Origin of the sequence: Streptomyces xiaopingdaonensis (assembly GCF_000262345.1) — a bacterium.
Classification (GTDB): Bacteria; Actinomycetota; Actinomycetes; order Streptomycetales; family Streptomycetaceae; genus Streptomyces; species Streptomyces xiaopingdaonensis.
In genome coordinates, this window is the sequence record NZ_AJTQ01000338.1 from 1 (window position 1) to 22593 (window position 22593).

15 protein-coding genes and 1 pseudogene are annotated in these 22593 nt (G+C 71.4%); 13 read left to right on the plus strand and 3 right to left on the minus strand.

Annotation, left to right across the window (positions count from 1 at the left end; genetic code table 11):
- The 8 genes from UWG_RS0125615 to UWG_RS0125650 all read left to right on the plus strand — a co-directional run.
- A partial coding sequence (locus tag UWG_RS0125615; RefSeq protein ID WP_016910048.1) for a HAMP domain-containing protein occupies window positions 1-4005 on the plus strand: 4005 nt, incomplete at its 5' end.
- A gap of 461 nt (window positions 4006-4466) precedes the next feature.
- Window positions 4467-5153: a response regulator gene (locus UWG_RS0125620; protein ID WP_016910049.1), complete on the plus strand. Its 687-nt coding sequence runs from the start codon at window positions 4467-4469 to the stop codon at window positions 5151-5153.
- A gap of 126 nt (window positions 5154-5279) precedes the next feature.
- Window positions 5280-7928 (plus strand): DNA translocase FtsK, encoded by a 2649-nt coding sequence (locus UWG_RS0125625; protein ID WP_016910050.1) that lies wholly within the window; start codon window positions 5280-5282, stop codon window positions 7926-7928.
- Window positions 7929-8152: 224 nt separating this feature from the next.
- Complete coding sequence (locus UWG_RS0125630) at window positions 8153-8953, plus strand: helix-turn-helix domain-containing protein (RefSeq protein WP_016910051.1); 801 nt, start codon at window positions 8153-8155, stop codon at window positions 8951-8953.
- Between the two features lie 72 nt (window positions 8954-9025).
- Window positions 9026-10555, plus strand: coding sequence for a 30S ribosomal protein S12 methylthiotransferase RimO (gene rimO, locus UWG_RS0125635; protein WP_016910052.1), 1530 nt, complete (start codon window positions 9026-9028; stop codon window positions 10553-10555).
- A complete protein-coding gene (gene pgsA, locus UWG_RS0125640) occupies window positions 10552-11235 on the plus strand; it encodes a CDP-diacylglycerol--glycerol-3-phosphate 3-phosphatidyltransferase (protein WP_016910053.1) in 684 nt (227 codons plus the stop codon). Before rimO ends, pgsA begins: the two co-directional genes overlap by 4 nt.
- A complete protein-coding gene (locus UWG_RS0125645; protein ID WP_016910054.1) occupies window positions 11232-11816 on the plus strand; it encodes a CinA family protein in 585 nt (194 codons plus the stop codon). Before pgsA ends, UWG_RS0125645 begins: the two co-directional genes overlap by 4 nt.
- Before the next feature lie 126 nt (window positions 11817-11942).
- Window positions 11943-12323, plus strand: coding sequence for a helix-turn-helix domain-containing protein (locus tag UWG_RS0125650; RefSeq protein ID WP_016910055.1), 381 nt, complete (start codon window positions 11943-11945; stop codon window positions 12321-12323).
- A gap of 622 nt (window positions 12324-12945) precedes the next feature.
- Here UWG_RS0125650 and UWG_RS0125655 read toward each other — a convergent pair.
- The 3 genes and pseudogenes from UWG_RS0125655 to UWG_RS0125670 all read right to left on the minus strand — a co-directional run bounded on the left by UWG_RS0125655 (window position 12946) and on the right by UWG_RS0125670 (window position 19566).
- The gene (locus tag UWG_RS0125655; RefSeq protein WP_016910056.1) at window positions 12946-13749 is read right to left on the minus strand and encodes an Fpg/Nei family DNA glycosylase; all 804 of its coding nucleotides are present in this window, start codon (window positions 13747-13749) and stop codon (window positions 12946-12948) included.
- 36 nt (window positions 13750-13785) lie between these two features.
- Window positions 13786-14143, minus strand: a pseudogene (locus UWG_RS32380) (MarR family winged helix-turn-helix transcriptional regulator).
- Window positions 14144-14838: 695 nt separating this feature from the next.
- Window positions 14839-19566, minus strand: coding sequence for an ATP-dependent helicase (locus tag UWG_RS0125670; protein WP_016910059.1), 4728 nt, complete (start codon window positions 19564-19566; stop codon window positions 14839-14841).
- An 82-nt stretch (window positions 19567-19648) separates the two neighbouring features.
- Here UWG_RS0125670 and UWG_RS0125675 point away from each other — a divergent pair, with 82 nt between their 5' ends.
- The 5 genes from UWG_RS0125675 to UWG_RS0125695 form a co-directional block, all read left to right on the plus strand.
- Window positions 19649-20527, plus strand: coding sequence for an AraC family transcriptional regulator (locus UWG_RS0125675; protein ID WP_029391772.1), 879 nt, complete (start codon window positions 19649-19651; stop codon window positions 20525-20527).
- Between the two features lie 9 nt (window positions 20528-20536).
- Window positions 20537-21280: an AzlC family ABC transporter permease gene (locus UWG_RS0125680; RefSeq protein WP_016910060.1), complete on the plus strand. Its 744-nt coding sequence runs from the start codon at window positions 20537-20539 to the stop codon at window positions 21278-21280.
- The gene (locus UWG_RS0125685) at window positions 21280-21588 is read left to right on the plus strand and encodes an AzlD domain-containing protein (protein WP_016910061.1); all 309 of its coding nucleotides are present in this window, start codon (window positions 21280-21282) and stop codon (window positions 21586-21588) included. Before UWG_RS0125680 ends, UWG_RS0125685 begins: the two co-directional genes overlap by 1 nt.
- Before the next feature lie 28 nt (window positions 21589-21616).
- Window positions 21617-21811 (plus strand): DUF3046 domain-containing protein, encoded by a 195-nt coding sequence (locus UWG_RS0125690; RefSeq protein WP_016910062.1) that lies wholly within the window; start codon window positions 21617-21619, stop codon window positions 21809-21811.
- 175 nt (window positions 21812-21986) lie between these two features.
- A partial coding sequence (locus tag UWG_RS0125695; protein WP_016910063.1) for an AI-2E family transporter occupies window positions 21987-22593 on the plus strand: 607 nt, incomplete at its 3' end.

Genomic DNA, 22593 nt, shown 5'->3' on the forward strand with positions numbered 1-22593 from the left:
ACCGCCTTCCACAACCTCACGGGCCAGGTGCGCAACCTCGCACAGGTGACGACGGCGGTGGCCAACGGCGATCTCTCGCAGAAGGTGACGGTCGACGTCTCGGGCGAGATGCTGGAGCTGAAGATCACCGTCAACAGGATGGTCGACCAGCTCAGTTCCTTCGCCGAGCAGGTCACGCGGATGGCGCGGGACGTCGGCACGGAAGGGCGGCTCGGCGGTCAGGCCCGCGTCGACGGCGTCTCGGGGACGTGGAAGGACCTCACCGACTCCGTCAACTTCATGGCGAACAACCTCACTTCGCAGGTACGGAACATCGCCGAGGTGACGACGGCCGTGGCGCGCGGCGACCTCTCCCAGAAGATCGACGTGGACGCGCGCGGCGAGATCCTCGAACTCAAGAACACCATCAACACCATGGTGGACCAGTTGAGTTCGTTCGCCGAGCAGGTGACGCGTGTCGCGCGCGAGGTGGGCACGGAGGGCCGGCTCGGTGGGCAGGCCCAGGTGCCGGGCGTGGCCGGCGTCTGGCGCGACCTCACCGACTCGGTCAACGGCATGGCGAGCAACCTCACGGCGCAGGTGCGCAACATCAGCCAGGTCGCGACGGCGGTGGCGCGCGGCGACCTCTCGCAGAGCATCGACGTGGACGCGCGAGGGGAGATCCTGGAGCTCAAGACGACCCTCAACACCATGGTCGGTCAGCTGAGTTCGTTCGCCGAGCAGGTGACCCGCGTCGCTCGCGAGGTGGGCACGGAGGGGATTCTCGGCGGCCAGGCGGAGGTCAAGGGCGTCTCGGGGACGTGGAAGGACCTCACGCAGTCCGTCAACTTCATGGCGGACAACCTCACTTCGCAGGTGCGGAACATCGCCGAGGTGACGACGGCGGTGGCGGACGGCGATCTCTCCAAGAAGATCACCGTCGACGCCAAGGGGGAGATCCTCGCGCTCGTCACCACCGTCAACACGATGACGGACCAGCTGAGTTCCTTCGCCGAGCAGGTGACGCGCGTCTCGCGGGAGGTGGGCACCGAGGGCAAGCTCGGCGGCCAGGCCCGGGTCCGCGGCGTCTCGGGGATCTGGAAGGACCTCACGGACAACGTCAACCTGATGGCGTCGAACCTCACGGGCCAGGTGCGGAACATCTCGCAGGTCGCCACGGCGGTCGCCAACGGGGACCTGACGAAGAAGGTCACGGTCGAGGCGAGCGGTGAGGTGGCCCAACTCGCCGATACCGTCAACACGATGGTGACGACGCTCTCGTCGTTCGCCGAGCAGGTGACGCGCGTGGCCCGCGAGGTCGGCACGGACGGCGTGCTGGGCGGCCAGGCGCGCGTCTCGGGCGTCTCGGGTACGTGGAAGGACCTCACGGAGTCGGTGAACTCCATGGCGTCGAACCTCACGGGCCAGGTCCGCAACATCGCCCAGGTGACCACCGCGATCGCCAAGGGCGACCTCACGAAGAAGATCGACATCGGCGCCAGCGGGGAGATCCTCGAGCTCAAGACGACGATCAACACGATGGTCGACCAGCTCTCCTCCTTCGCGGACGAGGTGACGCGGGTCGCCCGTGAGGTGGGCACCGAGGGGCAGTTGGGCGGCCAGGCGCAGGTGCCGGGCGTCGCGGGCACCTGGCAGGACCTCACCGAGTCGGTGAACGAGATGGCCGGCAATCTCACCCGCCAGGTGCGCGCGATCGCGGAGGTGGCGACGGCGGTGACCCGCGGCGACCACAACGTGCGCATCGACGTCGAGGCAGCGGGCGAGATCCTCCAGCTCCAGACGTACATCAACTCCATGATCACGAACCTGCGCGAGACCACCAACGCCAACCAGGAGCAGGACTGGCTGAAGGGCAACCTCGCCCGGATCTCCGGCCTCATGCAGGGCCGTCGCGACCTCGAGGACGTCGCCAAGCTGATCATGACCGAGCTGACGCCGGTCGTCTCGGCCCAGCACGGCGCCTTCTTCATGGCGGTCGCTCGCGGCGACGAGAGCGGTTCGGCCGGCGTCGATCCGAGCGAGGAGCCGACGGACGGGCACGAGCTGCTGATGCAGGCCGGCTACGGCCTCTCGAAGGAGACGATGCCGGCGACGTTCAGCTTCGGCGAGTCGCTCGTGGGCACCGCTGCGATGGAGAAGCGGACGATCCTCGTCGAGAACACCCCGCCGAGCTATCTGAAGATCTCCTCGGGGCTCGGCGAGGCACCTCCGGCCCACGTGATCGTGCTGCCCGTGATCTTCGAGCAGAAGGTGCTCGGCGTCATCGAGCTCGCCTCGTTCCAGCCCTTCACGCACATCCAGAAGGACTTCCTCCGGCAGATCGCCGAGATGATCGCGACGAGCGTCAACACGATCAGCTCCAACACCCGCACCGAGCTGCTGCTGCAGCAGTCGCAGGAGCTCGCGGAGCAGCTCCAGGAGCGCTCCGTTGAGTTGGAGAACCGGCAGCGCGCGCTGCAGGAGTCGAACGCGCAGCTGGAGGAGAAGGCCGAGCAACTCGCCCAGACCAACAGCGACATCGAGATCAAGAACCGCGAGATCGAGGAGGCGCGGCAGGTCTTGGAGGAGCGCGCCGAGCAGCTCTCGGTCTCGATGCGCTACAAGTCCGAGTTCCTCGCCAACATGTCGCACGAGTTGCGCACCCCGCTCAACTCGCTGCTGATCCTGGCGAAGCTGCTCGCCGACAACGCCGACGCGAACCTCAGCCCCAAGCAGGTGGAGTTCGCCGAGACCATTCACGGTGCGGGCTCCGACCTGCTCCAGCTCATCAACGACATCCTCGACCTCTCCAAGGTGGAGGCCGGCAAGATGGACGTCAGCCCGAGCCGGATCGCCCTGGTGCAGCTCGTCGACTACGTCGAGGCGACGTTCCGCCCGCTGACGGCGGAGAAGGGGCTCGACTTCTCCGTCCGCGTCTCGCCCGAGCTGCCGCCCACCTTCAACACCGACGAGCAGCGCCTCCTGCAGGTCCTGCGCAACCTCCTCTCCAACGCGGTGAAGTTCACCGACTTCGGGGCGGTGGAACTGGTGATCAGGGCGGCGCACGCGGAGGTGCCCGAGTCGATCCGGGAGCAGATGCTCGAGCACGGTTCGCTCCGGGACGCCGACTCCGGGCTCATCGCCTTCTCGGTGACCGACACGGGCGTCGGCATCGCGCAGAGCAAGATGCAGGTGATCTTCGAGGCGTTCAAGCAGGCGGACGGCACGACGAGCCGCAAGTACGGCGGCACCGGGCTCGGCCTCTCGATCAGTCGGGAGATCGCCCGCCTCCTCGGCGGCGAGATCGACGCCGACAGCGAGCCGGGCCGCGGCTCGACGTTCACGCTCTACCTGCCCCTGCAACCCACCGAGTTGCCGCCGGAGGGGTACGGGCAGATCGACGCGGGAACGACCCTCGCGATCACGGCCGCCTCGGAGACGAGCGCGGCGGCGGCGGAGCCCGTCGAGGCGCCGGCCCCCGTCGAGGCGGACGAGCGCCCCGCGGACCCGGACGCACGTACCGCCGCACCGTTCTCCGTCGAGCCGGAGGGCGCCGCGCAGCAACTGCCCGCGGGCGATGCGGAGTACACGGCGGACGAGCCAGGGGCCGACGAGGGCGAAGAGCCCGATTCCGACCGGTTCGAGGAGCTCTCGGGCCGCAAGATCCTCATCGTCGACGACGACATCCGGAACGTCTTCGCGCTCACCAGCGTGCTGGAGCAGCACGGTCTCCAGGTGCTCTACGCGGAGAACGGGCGCGAGGGCATCGAGGTTCTGGAGCAGCACGAGGACACGGCCGTCGTGCTGATGGACATCATGATGCCCGAGATGGACGGTTACGCCACGACGGCGGCGATCCGGAAGATGCCCCAGTTCGCCGGGTTGCCCATCGTCGCGCTGACGGCGAAGGCGATGAAGGGGGACCGTGAGAAGAGCATCGAAGCGGGCGCTTCCGACTACGTCACCAAGCCCGTGGACACCGAGTACCTGCTGACTGTGATGAGGCGGTGGATTAGTGCGGGGTGAATATGACACGGTGTTGGACGGGTTCTGTGCCGAGTGGGCGCGGACTCCGGGTGACGGGGCCGACGGAGGTCGAGCGAAACGCCGATCGACGCAACTCCGTTGTCCCGCACGGGGAGTTGGCACGACCCGCGGAGAGGCGGCCGCGTTGACTCAGCGTGGTCACACGGGGCATGGTTCCGCGTTGCGTGCCCGTCGGGTCCGGTGTCTACGCACGGTACGCACGCAACGCATGTGTGCAGGGAGGTGCTCAGCGGTGTGGGAGCGCCGGTGACCGGGAACGTCTCGGTCGCCTGGGGCGTTTCCGGTATGTGTCACCGGCCACTTCGCGGTGACATGACGGTGACAGGGTGTGGCGGCTGTCGGGTGGAGCTACCATGACCGGCACAAGGATGGGCGGCAGTCTCAGGGAAGCCGCCCCAGGGGCGGCGCCCGAAAGGCTGCCGGGGCGAGGAGGACGGGCCATGGTGCAGAAGGCCAAGATCCTCCTGGTCGATGACCGGCCGGAGAATCTGCTGGCGCTGGAGGCCATCCTCTCTGCGCTCGATCAGACGCTGGTGCGGGCATCGTCAGGGGAGGAGGCGCTCAAAGCGCTGCTGACCGACGATTTCGCGGTGATCCTGCTGGACGTCCAGATGCCCGGCATGGACGGCTTCGAGACGGCGGCGCACATCAAGCGCAGGGAGCGCACCCGGGATATCCCGATCATCTTCCTCACTGCCATCAACCACGGTCCGCACCACACCTTCCGCGGATACGCGGCCGGCGCCGTCGACTACATCTCCAAGCCGTTCGACCCGTGGGTGCTGCGCGCCAAGGTCTCGGTCTTCGTCGACCTCTACATGAAGAACGTCCAACTGCGGGAGCAGGCTTCGCTCCTGCGGATGCAGGTGGAGGGGCAGAACGGCGCCGAGGAGGAGCCCTCGGAGGACGGGCAGGGCGGCCTGCTCGTCGAGCTCTCCGCGCGGCTGGCCGCCGTCGAGGAGCAGGCGGAGGTCCTCACCAAACAGCTCAGCGACGCGTCCGACGCCGCCAGCGCGGCGACGGCCGTCCACCTCGAGCGCAAACTCGCCGGGCTCCGCAGGGCGCTTGACGCCCTCGGCCCGGGCGCCGGCGGGGACCCGGCCCAGCAGGTGCCCTCCCAGAACTGACGCGCGCCGACGACCTGACGGGCAGTCGGCCCGCGGGTTCGCAGCCGCCCCAACGCCCCCTGGGCGCACGGCTACCGCGCACCGGCGTCCGTGCCTCAGCTGTCCGGTAACGGTAACCTCACCCCCATGGCCTCACGTACGTCCGGAACCGGAAAGGCAGCCGGCAAGCCCCCGGCGAAGAAGGCTGCCGCGAAGAAGGCACCGGCGAAGAAGGCCCCCGCCAAGAAGCCCGCCGCGAAGAAGCCCGCCGCGAAGAAGGCTGCCGCGAAGAAGCCGGTACCCGTCTCCCGCACCCGTCGCGTCGGGCGCAAGCTGGCGCATGGTGTGGGCGCGGTCTTCCGCGGCATAGGCCGTAGCGGGAAGGGGCTCGACCCCGCCCACCGCAAGGACGGTCTCGCTCTGCTCCTGCTGGGGCTGGCACTCATCGTGGCGGCCGGTACGTGGTCGCAGATGGAGGGCGTGGTCGGCGAGTTGGTGGCGACGTTCGTCACGGGCTCCTTCGGTCGCCTCGACCTCCTCGTGCCGATACTGCTCGGCGTGATCGCCGTGCGGTTGTTCCGGCACCCGGAGAAGCCGGAGGCGAACGGCCGCATCGTGATCGGGCTCTCGGCGCTCGTGGTGGGGGCGCTCGGCCTCGTGCACCTCGCATGCGGTGCGCCGGGGCGCGGACGGGGCGTCGACGCCATGCGGGACGCCGGCGGCTGGATCGGTTGGGGCGCGTCGAGACCCCTGGTCCTCGGCGTCGGCGAAGTGCTCGCCGTGCCGCTGCTCGTCCTCGTCACCGTCTTCGGGCTGCTCGTCGTCACCGCGACCCCCGTGAACGCCATCCCGCAGCGCCTGCACGCTCTTTGCGTGCGTCTGGGCGTGCTCTCGGAGCCGGAGGAGGACGAGCCCGAGCCGAAGCCGGCGCGCCCGGCCAAGCACAACATGCGCAAGGAGTACGTCGATCCGTCGCTCGCGGAGAAGGAGGCGCTCGACAGCCGCCGTACCCGCAAGCGTTCGGCGCGGAGCCGTACGGAGGCGGAGGACGGCGAGCAGGCGCCCGACGCGGTCGACGTCGCCGCCGCGGCGGCCGCCTCGCTCGACGGGGCGGTGCTCCACGGCGTCCAGCCCTCGCCGCTGGTCGCGGGGCTCACCAGCGGCGTCTCGACGGGCCGTCAGAGCCGCAAGTCCGCCGCCGTACCGGAAGCGCGGGGCGAGGAGAAGCCGGGGGAGAGCGGCTCCGTACCGGACCTGACGAAGGCACCGTCACCGCCCGATCCCGGGGAGCTGCCCGCGCGTGCGGAACAGCTGCAACTCGCGGGAGACATCAGCTATTCGCTGCCCTCGCTCGACCTCCTGGAGCGCGGCGGCCCGGGGCTGAGCCGCAGCGCCGTCAACGACGAGGTCGTCGCCTCGCTGACCCAGGTCTTCAGCGAGTTCAAGGTGGACGCCGCCGTCACCGGCTTCACCCGCGGCCCGACGGTCACGCGGTACGAGATCGAGTTGGGCCCCGGCGTGAAGGTCGAGAAGATCACCGCGCTCGCGAAGAACATCGCCTACGCGGTGGCGAGCCCGGACGTACGGATCATCAACCCGATCCCGGGGAAGTCGGCTGTCGGCATCGAAATCCCCAACAGCGACCGGGAGATGGTCAATCTCGGAGACGTCCTGCGCTCCGCCGACGCGGTGGGCGACGACCACACGATGCTCGTCGGGCTCGGGAAGGACGTCGAGGGCGGCTACGTCTCGGCGAACCTCGCAAAAATGCCGCACATCCTGGTGGCCGGTGCGACGGGTTCCGGCAAGTCCTCCTGCATCAACTGCCTCATCACCTCGGTGATGGTCCGTGCGACGCCGGACGACGTGCGCATGGTGCTCGTCGATCCCAAGCGCGTCGAACTCACCGCGTACGAGGGCATCCCGCACCTGATCACGCCGATCATCACCAACCCGAAGAAGGCGGCAGAGGCCCTCCAGTGGGTCGTCCGCGAGATGGACCTGCGCTACGACGACCTGGCGGCGTACGGGTTCCGCCACATCGACGACTTCAACCACGCGGTCCGCAACGGCAAGGTGAGCCCACCGGAGGGCAGCGAGCGCGAGTTGGCGCCGTACCCGTACCTGCTCGTCATCGTCGACGAGCTCGCCGACCTGATGATGGTGGCGCCGCGCGACGTCGAGGACGCCATCGTCCGCATCACGCAGCTCGCCAGGGCCGCCGGCATCCACCTCGTGCTCGCCACACAGCGGCCGTCCGTGGACGTCGTCACCGGCCTCATCAAGGCCAACGTCCCCTCGCGGCTGGGTTTCTCGACCTCCTCGCTCGCGGACAGCCGGGTCATCCTCGACCAGCCGGGGGCCGAGAAGCTGATCGGCAAGGGCGACGGCCTCTTCCTGCCGATGGGTGCCAACAAGGCGACCCGCATGCAGGGCGCGTTCGTCAAGGACGAGGAGGTCCAGGCGGTCGTCGCCCACTGCAAGGAGCAGATGACTCCGGTCTTCAGAGAGGACGTGCTCGCCGGCCAGAGCCAGAAGAAGGAGATCGACGAGGAGATCGGTGACGACCTCGACCTGCTCTGCCAGGCGGCGGAACTCGTGGTCTCCACGCAGTTCGGCTCGACGTCGATGCTCCAGCGCAAGCTGCGTGTCGGGTTCGCCAAGGCGGGCCGACTGATGGACCTGATGGAGTCGCGCGGCGTCGTCGGGGCGAGCGAGGGGTCCAAGGCGAGGGACGTGCTCGTCAAACCGGACGAGCTCGAAGGGGTGCTGGCCGTGATCCGCGGCGAGGCGTGAAGCGAGGCGCCGTTTCCTCCGGGAGGGGGACGGGAGCAACCTTTTCCTGCGCTGATACGTCAAGTTGATGAGAGAAGCGGCAGAAGGGCGGGTACGGGCCGAGGGGCGGTCGCTGCGCCGGCCCTGGATGGCGGACAAAGTCGGTCCGCTGACTTGCCCCACCCTTTCGCCCCGCCCCTAGACTGAACCTCCGGCAGGTGGCTACACGCTCGAAAGGCGCCCCCGTGTCCATCGGCAACTCACCCGACCAGGACCGGCCTTCGGTCGGTCGAGCCCTCCAGCAGGCCCGTGTCGACGCAGGGCTGACCGTGGACGAGGTCAGTTCGTCCACGCGGGTGCGCGTCCCCATCGTGCACGCGATCGAGCAGGACGATTTCAGCCGATGCGGCGGCGACGTCTACGCCCGCGGCCACCTCCGCACGCTCGCCAGAGAGGTGGGCCTCGACGGCGACGCGCTCGTCGCGCAGTTCGACGAGGAGCACGGAGGACGTCCGGCCCCCACGCCGCCCGCCGCGCTCTTCGAGACCGAGCGCATCAAGCCCGAACCGCGCCGGCCGAACTGGACGGCTGCGATGGTCGCGGCGATCGTGGCCGTCGTCGGCTTCGTCGGGTTCACGCTCTTCAGTGGGGGCGACAGCGAGGCGCCCAAGTCCGTTGCCGACGAGGAGTCCTCGCCGGCGCAGCCGACGGCCACCCCCGCACCGAGCGCCTCGGAGGAGGCCGACCCGAAGCCGTCCGACAGCGCCATCGCACAGGCCCCCGCCGACAAGGTCACCGTTCGGATGACGGCGGTGGAGGGGAACAGCTGGATCTCCGCCAGCGACCACAACGGCCGCGTGATCCATGACGGCGTCCTCGAGAAGGGCGAGTCGGAGACCTTCACCGACGACAAGCGGCTCAGCCTCGTGCTCGGCAACGCGGGGGGCGTGCAGCTCTTCGTCAACGGCAAGGAGGTCGAGGACGTGGGCGAACTCGGCCAGGTGCAGCGGGTCAGCTATACGCCCGGCGACCCGGAGGCGGGTTGACCCGAGCAGCTTCCGTCGACAGTGGCGACCCTCGCGGCAGGTGGGGCGGACGGGACGAAGTAGGCTGAGCCCATGCCCGAACGCCGCACCGTTGCCCTCGTCACTCTCGGCTGCGCCCGCAACGAGGTGGACTCGGAAGAGCTCGCCGGCCGCCTGGCGGCGGACGGTTGGGACCTCGTGGAGGACGCTTCGGACGCCGAGGTCGCCGTCGTGAACACCTGCGGTTTCGTCGAAGCCGCCAAAAAGGACTCGGTCGACGCCCTGTTGGAGGCGAACGACCTCAAGGACCACGGGACCACCAAGGCGGTCGTCGCCGTCGGCTGCATGGCCGAGCGCTACGGCAAGGAGCTCGCCGAGGCCCTCCCGGAAGCCGACGGCGTCCTCGGCTTCGACGACTACACGGATATCTCCGACCGCCTCAACACGATCGTCTCCGGCGGCGTCCACGCCCCCCACGTTCCGCGCGACCGGCGCCGGCTGCTTCCGGTCAGCCCCGTCGAGCGGCAGGAGGCGCAGGTCGCGGTCCCCGGCCACGGGGACGAGTCGGAGCCTTCCGACCTGCCGCAGGGGGTGGCCCCGGCCTCCGGGCCGCGGGCTCCGTTGCGTCGGCGGCTCGGCAGCAGTCCCGTCGCCTCGGTGAAGCTCGCTTCGGGGTGCGATCGCCGGTGCTCGTTCTGCGCGATCCCGTCCTTCCGCGGCTCGTTCCTCTCACGTCGTCCGTCCGACGTGCTCAACGAGACGCGGTGGCTCGCCTCGCAGGGCGTCCGCGAGGTCATGCTCGTCTCCGAGAACAACACCTCCTACGGCAAGGACCTCGGGGACATCCGCCTGCTGGAGACGCTGCTCCAGGAGCTCTCGCATGTCGACGGGATCGAGCGCCTCCGCGTCAGCTACCTCCAGCCGGCCGAGATGCGGCCGGGGCTGATCGACGTCCTCACCGGCACGGAGAAGGTGGCGCCCTACTTCGACCTCTCCTTCCAGCACTCGGCCCCCGGCGTCCTCCGTGCGATGCGTCGCTTCGGGGACACCGACAGCTTCCTCGGCCTGCTGGAGACGATCCGGGTGAAGGCGCCGCAGGCCGGCGTGCGCTCCAACTTCATCGTGGGCTTCCCCGGGGAGACGGAGGAGGACGTGGCCGAGCTGGAACGGTTCCTCGCCGCTGCCCGGCTCGACGCCGTCGGCGTCTTCGGCTACTCCGACGAGGAGGGCACAGAAGCCGTCGGGTACGAGCGGAAGAACGCCCCCGAGGTGGTGGCCGAGCGTCTCTCCCGCGTCTCCAGGCTCGCGGAGGAGCTCACGGCGCAGCGGGCCGAGGAGCGCGTCGGTGAACGGCTGCGCGTGCTCGTCGAGTCCTTCGACGGCGACGAAGGACCCGTCGGCCGGGCCGCGCACCAGGCCCCCGAGACCGACGGTGTGGTCATGCTCGACGGGTTCGGATCGCCGGAGAGCGGCGGACACGAACTGGCCGTCGGCCGTATGGTCGAGGCGCGCGTCGTGGCAGCGGAGGGCGTCGATCTCGTCGCGGAGCCGATCGAGGAGGGCGAGGGCGCCGAAGGTGCCGCGGGCATGCCGCAAGTGACCAGGGAGGAGGCGCCGGGATGACCGGAATGTCGGCCTCGGCCGCCGGTGCCGCCGGCCGCGGGAAACCCGTCGCCAAAGCGTCGGGCGCGACGGCGGTCCGCACGGTAAGCCTCTGGAACATCGCCAACATCCTCACGATGGCGCGGCTGTTGCTCGTACCGGGCTTCGTCCTGCTGATGGTCGCCGAGGGCGGGCACGACCCGGTCTGGCGTTCCTTCGCCTGGGCGGCGTTCACCATCGCCATGATCACCGACCTCTTCGACGGCGAGCTGGCGCGCAGGCACAACCTCGTCACCGACTTCGGCAAGATCGCCGACCCGATCGCGGACAAAGCGATCATGGGCAGTGCGCTGGTCTGTCTCTCCGTCCTCTCCGACCTCCCCTGGTGGGTGACGGGCGTGATCCTTCTGCGAGAGCTGGGGATCACGCTCATGCGTTTCTGGGTGATCAAGCACGGAGTGATCCCCGCAAGCCGCGGAGGCAAGCTGAAGACGCTCACCCAGGGCGTGGGCGTCGGCATGTACGTGCTCGCGCTGACCGGGCCGCTGGCGACGCTGCGGTGGTGGGTCATGGCGGTCGCCGTCGTGCTCACGGTGGCCACCGGGCTCGACTACGTACGGCAGGCGGTCCGGTTGCGCCGAGCCGGACGGCAGGGGACCGGGGACGCGGAAGCCGACGCGCTCCCGCCGGAGCCGCGGTGAGCGCGGCAGGCGCCGACGGGGCGGACTCGGGGGACGGGCGGGACGCGGACGACTCGGCACGGGCCGTGTTCGCGCTGCTCGCGGAGCGGGGCGAGACCCTCGCCGTCGCCGAGTCGCTCACGGGCGGTGCGCTCGCCGTCCAACTGACGGCCGCTGCGGGGGCTTCCAAGGTCTTCCGCGGATCGGTCACCTCCTACGCGACCGCGGTGAAGCGGGAGCTGCTCGGGGTGGACGGGAAGCTGCTCCGCGACCGCGGAGCCGTCGACCCCGAGGTTGCGCGGCAGATGGCCGCAGGCGTGCGGAGCATCCTGCACGCCGACTGGAGCGTCTCCACCACCGGGGTCGCCGGTCCTGAGCCCCAGGACGGGCACCCGGTCGGTACCGTCTTCGTTGCCGTCGCGGGGCCGGAGGGCCCGGTTGTCGCCGCGCAGCTCCGGGTAGATGAGGGACTCGACAGGGAGGCGATCCGGATGCTTTCCGTCCGCGGGGGGCTTGAACTGCTCCACAGCCGACTCGTGGCGAATACCACTGGAGCGACCGGGAACAGGCCGGGGGGAATGGATGTTTGCAGCCCTGAGTGAACACCGCATCGCTCCCCGCACGGGTGGAGCCGGAGACGGTACGGTGGAGCCTGACGGCTGGAGGGGCATGGAGCCAGTCGCCGAAAGCCTGAGAAAGACGCCGCACGTTGAGAGGGAGGAGCACCGATGATTCTGCTCCGTCGCCTGTTGGGTGACGTGCTGCGTCGGCAGCGCCAGCGCCAGGGCAGGACCCTGCGCGAAGTCTCCTCGTCCGCGAGGGTCTCGCTCGGTTACCTCTCCGAGGTCGAGCGTGGCCAGAAGGAAGCCTCATCCGAACTGCTGTCGTCGATCTGTGAGGCGCTCGATGTCCGGATGTCCGAGCTCATGAGGGAGGTCAGCGACGAGCTGGCCCTCGCCGAGCTCGCGGAGTCCGCGGCGGCGAGCGACCCGGTGCCGTCGATGCGGCCCGTGCTGAACCCGCTCTCGGTGACCTCGGTCACGGGGGTTCCGGAAGAGCGCGTGACGATCAAGGCGCCGACCGAGGCGGTCGATGTCGTAGCGGCCTGAGTCGCGCGTTCAGCAGACGAGCGAAGCGGACGGGAGTCCGTGGTCCCGCCGGGAATCTCCCGGCGGGACTTTTCTGTCTTCTCCCGCTTGGCGGGCGTTGGGACTTGCTGGTCGGTGCCGGTGCCGGTGCCGGTGCCGGTGCCGGTGATCGGTCGTGCGCTGTGGGCGATCGTGCGCCGTCGCTCCTGCTCGTCGGCGTGCGCCCGGGTGGCTACGGGGGCGCGCGTCAAGCCGGGGTGCTTCGGTGTGTGGTCGCGCCGGGACACAGGGTGGGGGAGCATGGAGGGCGACGGTGCTCCGGTTCATGGAGGTGTCTGCATGGCTGGTGTGGGCCCCGTGTTCTGGGGGCGTTGTGTGATCGGTGCGATGGCGGCGTTGGTGTGGGGGTGCGCGATGTGGCGCGTGGCTCTCGGCGAGGGTGGGCCGGTTGCGGCCTCGGTCGCCGCCGGGGGGTGGGGAATCAGCCTGCTTCCGGTGCACGCTGCCGCGGTCACCGGGCACGGGAAGATACGGACGCGTGCCTTCCGCGGAACGGGAGGCAAGGGCAGGCGGGGGCTGCTGCGTCGTCGGTGCTGAGCAGCAACTTCCCTGTGTGCGCGGCGACTTGAGGCGTCGGGCCGAACTACGGCCTTGCAGGCGAAGGTTGGCAGCGGGGGCAGTACCAGGTGGTGCGCGTGCGGCCGGGCGGACCGTATTCGGCGGTGGCGATCGGCGTCCCGCAGCGGCGGCAGGGTTCGCCGCGGCGGCCGTAGACGTACAGCTCTCTTCCGCGTCTGCGCTCGCCGGTGGTGCAGCGGGTGAGCCGGTCCTTGTTCTCCTCCAGCAGCCGGTGCGCGGTGGTGAGCAGGCGGGGGAGGAGTGGGGTGGGTAGGTGACCTACGGGGTGGAAGGGGGAGGTTTGCGCCATGAAGCAGAGTTCGGCGGCGTAGACGTTGCCCACGCCCGCGAGGTTGCGCTGGTCGAGCAGGGCCTCCGCGAGCGGTCGTTCCGGGGCCGCCAGGAGACGCAGGCGGGCGCCCTCGGCGTCCCAGTCGGGGCCCAGCAGGTCGGGGCCCAGGTGGCCCACGACCGTCGACTCCGCTTCTGTGCGCAGGAGTTCGAGGACCGGCAGCCGGAAGCCGGTGGCTGATCGCTCGGCTGTCACCAGCACGGCGCGGACCTCGTACTCCGGGCCGCCCGGTGGCCGCGTTCCGGTCGCGGAAGTCCGCCAGGAGCCGTCCATGCCGAGGTGGGAGTGGAGGGTGAGTCCGCCTTCCAGCCGGGTCATGAGGTGCTTTCCGCGGGGCACGGTGTCGGTCACCTCGCGGCCGCCGAGGTCCGTCGTGGCGAGACGGGGGACCCGGAAGTCCGTACGCACCAGTCGGCGTCCCGTCAGCGCTTCGCGGAGTTGGCGGGCGGTGCGCCAGACGGTGTCTCCCTCGGGCATGCGGCCATCGTCGCAGCTTCGGTCGAGGGATCGGTGTCATCCGTCCAGGGCTTGCGCCAGGTGGTCGAGGTCGTCGAGGAGCGCCGTCAGTCTCGACCGGAGTACGCCCTCCGTCGTGCGCCGTTCCACGGCGTAGCCGGCTGACCGGCGTCTTCCAGCCGCTTTTTCCCCGTTCGGTGAGGTGGGCGGGGCGGGCGCGACCGTGGTCGGCAACCGGGGGCCGGGTGAGTAGACCGGCGTCCAGCAGACCGCGGAGGACGACGTTCATGGACTGACGTGTCACGAACGCGCGGCGGGCGAGTTCGGCGTTGGACATGTCCGGTTGCAGGGCGAGGAGTTCGAGGCACGAGTACTGCGGCACCGTCAGGTCGTACTCCCGCAGTGCGCTGTCCATCGCGTTGCGCAGGGATGCATGAGCGCGCTTGAGGCGGTACCCGACGTGCTCGGTGACGTCCGCCGCGGGGGATGGGGCGGTGTCGAGGCAGCCGCTGTCTTCTGCGAGAAACACGTCGGACTGCGGAGGGCCTCCGCCTCGCCTACGGGCGCTGTGGTCTTCCGCACCGCACCGCTCCGTTCGCCGTCCGAGAGCCTCGCCGCGGCCGGCGTCCCGGTCGTCAGCCCGCCGCGAGAAACCTCTTTCGGCGGGACGTTCACCTTCGCCGGCCCCGAAGGCCAGGCCATCACCGCGCACGGAGACCGACCGTGGTCGACGTCTCGATCACGCCGTCGGGACCCTTCTCCCTCGAGGCGAGCCGCCCGATTTCTGGAGCGCTTCGTACCCGCTCGCTACCACCACGCGGCGGAGGGTCTCCGTCTGGCGTCTCCCGCAGACGACGGCCGCTCGGTGGTGGCCGCCGCGGTGCGCCAGGACGGGATCGACGGTGCCCCGGGGAGAGTGCGGGTGGAGTTCTCCGTCCGCACCGAGGGACGGGCCGAAGCCGTACCGGCCGGGTCGGAGCGTGGCGGGGCGGTCCGGGTGCAGCTCGCACGCATCCGCTCGCTTGAACAGGAGCGGCTTCGCCGGGCTCATGAGGGACTACCCGGGCTGCGGCCCGTCTGCTTCCACTCGCCCTCCGAGGCCGCTCCGCCTCACGTCGGCCGGAGGCGCAGGCCGCGTGGGGTCGCGTGGAAGCCGGCCGACTCGAGGACGGTACCCAGGCGGGAGGAGAGGGCCGGTGCGCCGTTGACGCGCTCCACTGTGAGACTGCCGACAGCGCCCTCCGTCGTCGCGCGGGCGAGGGCTTCGGCTGCGGCGTTGAGACGCTCCTCGGCCCGTGCGTCGGCTTCGCCTTCCTCGCCTTCGCCAAGCCAGGCCAGGAGGGTCTTGCCGCCGCGCTCGACGTAGAGGACCAACTCACCGCCGACGAGGACCACCAGGGACCCCGCCTTGCGGCCCGGCTTGTGCGTGGTGCCGGACGGCGAAGGGGGCCAGGGCAGTGCCGCGCCGTAGGCGTTGGCGGGGTCGGCGGCGGCGAGGACGAGGCCGCGGACCGGGGTGGTGCCGGGTGCCTGTGGCGCGGTCTCGTCGGCCGCGCGCTCCCTGGCCGTGTTCACCGCGCGGAGGCGGTCGACGGCTCCCTCCATGGCGAACTGCGCCGCGCCCAGACCCTCGACGACATATCCACGGCGCGCCTGGCCGCTCTCCTCGAAGACGCTCAACACCCGGTAAGCGGCGGCGAATCCGCCCTCCACGCCTTCGGCCGTGACGGCGCCGCGCGTCACGACGCCGTGCCGGTCGAGGAGCGTGCGGGCGAGCGCGTGCGCGCGCAGCGTCGGGTCGCTCTCTGCGGGTGGAAGCAGGGACCAGCGTCCGGCGACCGTGGGCGGGCCGGTGCGCGGGGCGGTGGGGCGGCCGGTGCCGCGGGCCGCGGTGAGCGAGCCGTACCTGCCGCGGGGCGTGGACCGCTTGGCGCGGTGGGCGGTGGAGCCTGCCGTGCGTCCGGAGCCGAGAAGGGCACGGAGCGGGGCGAGGGTGTCATTGCTGAGACGGCCCGACCAGGCCAGGTCCCAGAGGGCCGAGGCGAGTTGGGGATCGGTGGCGTCGGGGTGCGTGGTGGCGCGGACCTGGTCGGCGATCTGGCGGAAGAAGAGGCCGTAGCCGCCGCCGAGGGCGTCGAGGATCGAGAGGTGGAGCGGATCGAGTTCGAGGGGGTGCGGAGGAGGGAGCAGCAGTGGGGCCGTGTCCGCCGGGTAGAGCGCGATCCAACCGTCCTTCCCCTGGAGGCTGCCGGCGCCGGCCCAGAGGACTTCGCCGGAGGCGGTGAGCTCGTCGAGCATCGGCGGGGCGTAGTCGGCGACACGGCCGGGGAGGACGACTCTCTCCAGCGCGGAGGCGGGGACCGGCGCGCCCTGGAGCTGCTCGACGGTGCGGAGCAGGCCGTCGACGCCGCGCAGCCCGCGGGTGTGGAGCTGTTGCCACTGGGGGAGGAAGGCGGCGAGTGCCGGCGGGGGCACCGGTTCCAACTCGTGCCGCAGAGCGGCGAGCGAGCGGCGGCGGAGTCTGCGGAGCACGGCGGCGTCGCACCACTCCTGGCCGGCGCCCGAGGGGTGGAACTCGCCCTGCACCAGGCGCCCGTCGGCGGCGAGGCGCCGCAGTGCGCCTTCGGCGACCGCCGTGCCGAGGCCGAAGCGCTCGGCGGCGGTGGAGGAGACGAACGGGCCGTGGGTGCGGGCATAGCGGGCGAGCAGATCGCCGAGTGGATCGGCGACGGGTTCGGTGAACGCCTCCGGCACGCCGACGGGGAGGGCGACGCCGAGGGCGTCGCGGAGTCTGCCCGCGTCCTCGATCGCGGCCCAGTGCTCCCGGCCGCCGATGCGCACGTGGATCGCGCGCCGGGCGGCCTCCAACTCAACGGCCCACTCCGGGGAGCCGCCGCGCTCGGCCAACTCCTCCTCGGTGAGAGGGCCGAGGACTCTGAGGGCGTCGGCGACGGTCTCCGGGTCCTTGACGCGGGGGCCGCGCTCGGCGGTGGGGAGCCACTGCAACTCGCGTTCCAGCTCGGTGAGTACGTCGGCGTCGAGGAGTTCGCGGAGCTCCGCCCGGCCCAGGAGTTCGGCCAGGAGCCGCGAGTCGAGGGAGAGGGCGGCTGCGCGGCGCTCGGCGAGAGGGCTGTCGCCCTCGTAGAGGTACTGGGCGACGTAGCCGAAGAGCAGGGAGCGCGCGAAGGGCGAGGGTTCGGGGGTGGTCACCTCCACCACGCGGACCCGTCGCGCCTCGATGTCGCCCATGAGCGCGCCGAGGCCCGGGACGTCGAAGACGTCCTGGAGGCATTCGCGGACCGCTTCGAGCACGATCGGGAAGGAGCCGAACTCGCTCGCCACCTGGAGCAGTTGGGAAGCGCGCTGACGCTGCTGCCAGAGCGGGGTGCGCTTGCCGGGGTTGCGGCGCGGCAGCAGCAGGGCACGGGCGGCGCATTCGCGGAACCTGGAGGCGAAGAGCGCGGAGCCGCCGACCTGCTGGGTGACTACGTCGTCGACCTCGCCCTTGTCGAAGAGGACGTCGGCGACGCCGACGGGCGGTTGCTCGGCGTCGGCCGCGGGCGCCTGGGTGCCGGGGGCTTCGTCGAGGAGGTCGAGGCCGAGGAGGTCGGCGTCCGGGAGGCGGAGGACGATGCCGTCGTCCGCGTGCATCACCTGTGCGTCCATGCCGTACCGCTCGGTGAGGCGGGCGCCGATCGCCAGCGCCCAGGGGGCGTGGACCTGGGCGCCGAAGGGGGAGTGGACGACGACGCGCCAGTCGCCCAGCTCGTCGCGGAAGCGCTCGACGACGACGGTGCGGTCGTCGGGCAGGTGGCCCGCGGCCTCCCGCTGTTCCCTGAGGTAGGTGAGGAGGTTGTCGACGGCGAGGTCGTCGAGCCCCGTGGTGCGGAGGCGCTCGCGTGCCTGCTCCGGCGGAGCGGCCCCGACCTCGCGGACGAAAGCGCCCAGCGCACGCCCGAGTTCGAGGGGACGGCCGAGCTGGTCGCCCTTCCAGAAGGGAAGGCGCCCCGGCACACCGGGCGCCGGCGTGACGAGGACTCGATCCCTCGTGATCTCCTCGATGCGCCAGGAGGTGGTGCCGAGTGTGAAGACGTCCCCCGCGCGCGACTCGTAGACCATCTCCTCGTCGAGTTCGCCGACCCGGCCACCGCCCTTCTTCGGGTCGGTGCCCGCGAGGAAGACGCCGAAGAGGCCGCGATCGGGGATGGTTCCGCCGGAGGTCACGGCGAGCCGCTGGGCGCCCGGGCGGCCGGTGACCGTCTGCGCGACGCGGTCCCAGACGAGGCGCGGGCGCAGTTCGGCGAAGGCGTCGGAGGGGTAGCGGCCGGCGAGCATGTCGAGGACGCCGGTGTACGCGGATTCGGGAAGGGAGGCGAACGGTGCCGCTCTGCGGACGACGGCGAGGAGTTCGCCGACGTCCCAGGTGTCGACGGCGGTCATGGCGACGAGCTGCTGGGCGAGTACGTCGAGCGGGTTGGCCGGGACACTGAGCGCCTCGATCGCGCCCTCGCGCATCCGCTCGGTGACGACGGCCGACTGCACGAGGTCACCGCGGTACTTCGGGAAGACGACGCCGGCGGAGACGGCGCCGACGTGGTGCCCCGCGCGACCCACGCGCTGCAGCCCCGAGGCGACGGAAGGAGGCGACTCGACCTGCACCACGAGGTCCACGGTGCCCATGTCGATGCCCAGTTCGAGACTGGAGGTGGCCACGACGGCCGGCAGCCGCCCCGCCTTGAGGTCCTCCTCGACCTGGGCCCGCTGCTCCTTCGAGACGGAGCCGTGGTGCGCCCTCGCGAGCAGCGGAGGCGCGCCTTTGGCCGCGCCCGAGCCGCCCATCAGCTCGGCGGGGGATTCGTCCTGCGGCATCGTCTCGCCCGTGGCCCGCTCGTACGCGATCTCGTTGAGCCGGTTGCAGAGGCGCTCGGCGAGCCGGCGGGAGTTGGCGAAGACGATCGTCGAGCGATGGGCCTGGGCGAGGTCGACGATCCGCTCCTCCACGGAGGGCCAGATCGACGGCTTGCTCCCGTCTCCGGGGCCCTCGGCCCCCGCCTCCTGCGCCGGCGAGGCGCCCAACTCGCCCATGTCCTCGACCGGTACGACGACCGAGAGCTCGAACTCCTTGCCCGAGGGCGGTTGGACGACCTCCGCCCTGCGCTGCGGTGAGAGGAACCGCGCCACCTCCTCGACCGGGCGGACCGTGGCCGAGAGGCCGATCCGGCGGGCGGGCCGCTCCAGCAGCTCGTCGAGGCGTTCGAGGGAAAGAGCGAGGTGGGCGCCGCGCTTGGTGCCCGCCACCGCGTGCACCTCGTCGAGGATCACCGTCTCCACGCCGGCGAGTGCCTCGCGGGCCGCGGAGGTGAGCATGAGGAAGAGCGACTCGGGGGTGGTGATCAGGACGTCGGGCGGCCGCCGCGCGAGCGAGCGGCGCTCGGTGGCGGGGGTGTCGCCCGAGCGCACGCCGACGCGGATGTCCGGCTCGGGCAGGCCGAGGCGGACGGACTCCTGCCGGATGCCGGTGAGCGGACTGCGGAGGTTCCGCTCGACGTCGACGGCGAGGGCCTTCATCGGCGAGACGTACAGCACGCGGCAGCGCTTCAACGGGTCGGCAGGGGGCGGGGTGGCGGCGAGCGAGTCGAGGGAGGCGAGGAAGGCGGCGAGGGTCTTGCCCGAGCCCGTGGGCGCGACGACGAGGGCGTCGGAATCCTGTTGCAGCGCACGCCAGGCGCCCTCCTGCGCGGCCGTCGGCGCGCTGAAGGCACCGCCGAACCAGGCGCGGGTGGCCGGCGAGAAGGCGTCGAGCGCGGACGGCCGAGGATTCTGAGCCATGCCGCCCATCGTGCACCCCGCCACTGACAACCGGCGCGACGACCGCCCGCCCCGGCGACGCGGGCGCGGACGCCCGGCACAGAATGAGGCCATGGCACACGCGTCAGCGGCCGAGGAGAGCGCACACTTCTGGCGTCCGCCGGGGCTCTCCGGCGTCGACCTGCTGGAGGCGCGGTACGTCCGCAAGAGCTTCGCGCGCCACACCCACGACACGTACGTGATCGCCGCGGTGACCGAGGGCGTCGAGGCGTTCCGGCTCCGTTCGGAGGCGCACACGGCAGGTCCGGGCAGGCTCGTGCTGGTCAATCCGGACACCCCGCACACCGGCCGCGCGGCCGTCCCCGAGGGATGGCGCTACAGCGTCCTCTACCCGGACGTGGCGCTCGTCGAGGAGGTGGCGAGGGAGACGACGGCGATCGACGGGACGCCCGGCTTCCCGGAGCCCGTCGTCCACGACCCGTCGACGGCGCGCATGGTCCAACGGGTGCACCGTGCCGCGGAGGCGGGAGACCCGCTCGCCGCCGACACCCTGATGCGGATGGCCTTCGCCGCCCTCCTCCGCCGGCACGCGGGACCGCTGCCCCGGCGCACGGTGCGCGGCGCGGGAGCGCGGACGGCGGAGGAGGCACGGGCGATCCTCCGCGAGCGGATGACCGCTCCTCCGACCCTGGAGGAGCTCGCACGCGAGCTGGGCACCGGCACCTTCGCCCTGCTCCGCCGCTTCCGCGCCGAGTACGGGATGCCGCCGCACGCCTGGCTCACCGACGCACGCGTCCGCGCGGCGAGGGCACTCCTCGACGAGGGGATGCCGCCCGCGCAGGTGGCCGCGGCCGTCGGGTTCAGCGACCAGTCGCATCTCGGCCGCCACTTCGCGCGCATCGTGGGGGTGCCGCCGGGGGCCTACGCACGGGGAAGAGGGCGTGCGCCGAGCGCAAGAACGTACAAGACCGCTCCGGTCGCCCCTGCCTAACGTCCCCCCATGAGCAGCGGGAACAGTACGGACGACGGGGTCACCGGCGAGCAGGCAACGCGCAGCGCGGGCGATCGGGCCGTCGTCAGGGACGCGGTCGGCGTCGGACTGGCGGTCGGGCTCTCCGGGTTCGCCTTCGGGGTGACGGCCGCGGGGGCCGGCCTGTCGACGGTGCAGGCGTGCGCGATGAGCCTTCTGATCTTCACCGGTGCCTCGCAGTTCGCCCTCGTCGGCGCGCTGGCCGCGGGCGGAGGCCCGTTCACCGCGGCGGCCGGCGCACTCTTCCTCGGTGTGCGGAACGCCTTCTACGGACTGCGCCTCGCCACCGTCCTGCGGCTGCCGCGCGCCCTGCTGCCGGCTGCCGCCCACTGGGTGATCGACGAGACCTCCGCCGTCGCCCTCGCACAGCCGGGCCGGCGCCGTTCGCGGATCGGCTTCACGGTCACCGGCGCCTGCGTGTTCGCGGTGTGGAACCTCACGACCCTCGCCGGCTGCCTGGGCGCCGAGGCGCTCGGCGACACCGCACGCTGGGGGCTCGACGCAGCGGGTCCCGCCGTCTTCCTCGCGCTGCTGGCGCCGATGCTCCGTGGCGGGGCGGAGCGCGCGACGGCCGGCCTCGCGGTGGTCCTCGGGCTGGCGCTGCTCCCGGTGCTCCCCGCCGGGGTGCCGGTCCTCGCTGCTGCCGCAGCGGCTCCGCTCGTCCTCCTCCTCGCCGGGGTCGTCGGGCTGCGGGGCAAGAGGAGGGCTGACTGATGGGCGTGTGGATCGCCGTGGGCGTCACCGCGCTCGGTTGCTACGCGACGAAGCTGCTCGGACTCTGCGTCCCCCAGGGGCTGTTGGACCGCCCCTGGGTGCAGCGGTTCGCCGCGCTACTCCCTGTGGCGCTGCTCGCCGCGCTCGTCGGGCAGCAGGGGTTCGCCGACGGGACCGACGTCGTGCTCGACGCCAGGGCCGCCGGCCTCGGTGCGGCGGTGGTCGCGCTGCTGGCGCGGGCGCCGTTCCTGCTCGTCGTCGCGGTGGCGGTCGGGGTGACCGCGGGGCTGCGGATGCTCGTCGGTTGAGCGGTGCCGCGGCAGGGATACTGGGTGCATGCGGTTGACGGTCTTCTGGGAGCGGATGACGGAGTACTTCGGTGCTGCGTACGCCGACTCCTTCGCGCGCGATCACGTCATGTCCCAACTCGGCGGACGCACGGTCAACGAGGCGCTCGACGCCGGGTGGGACGCGAAGGAGGTCTGGCGTGTGGTCTGCGCGGTGATGGACGTTCCGGCCGACAAGAGGTGACACCTCCGGGGCGCGGGGTGCGTCGATCGCCGAGGGGTTTGTCCGGTGCGTCAGTATTCCTTCCGTGGGTGCTCCTGACGATCCGTCGGGCCGGGTCTCCCGGTCGCCCTCCGGTGGCGGGTCCGCCGGGGTGCGCGCACACCGGGCGCGCGCTGCACGCGCCGGTGCGCACGCGATGCCGGAGTGGCTGCCGCGGGCGATGGTGGTCGCGCTCCTGCTCGTCGGGCTCTACCAGTTGCTCGACTGGGCGATCCGGCGCACGCTCGGGCTCCTCCTCGACGTCCTCGTCTCGTTCTTCCTCGCCCTCGCCATGGAGCCCGCGGTCGACCGGCTCGCCGCTCGCGGCATGCGGCGCGGCCCGGCGACGGCGCTCGTCTTCCTCGCGCTGCTGATCGCCGCCGCCGGGTTCGTCACGGCGCTCGGTTCCGTCTTCGTCGACCAGGTGACGCGGATCGTGCACAGCTTCCCCGAGTACGTCGAGTCGGTCCTGCACTGGGTCAACTCCACGTTCGGCACCGAGCTGAACACGCGGCGGCTGCGGAGCGACCTCGTCGAGTCCGACTGGGTCAGGCGGCGGCTCTCCGAGAGCGCGCGGAACGTCTGGGGGATCTCCGCGACCCTGCTCGGCGACCTCTTCCAGCTGCTGACGATCTGCCTCTTCACCTTCTACTTCGCCGCCGACGGTCCCCGCCTGCGGCGGGCGCTCTGCTCGCTCCTCCCGCCCCGTCGCCAGGAGGACGTCCTGCGCGCCTGGCAGATCGCCGTCGCGAAGACCGGCGGGT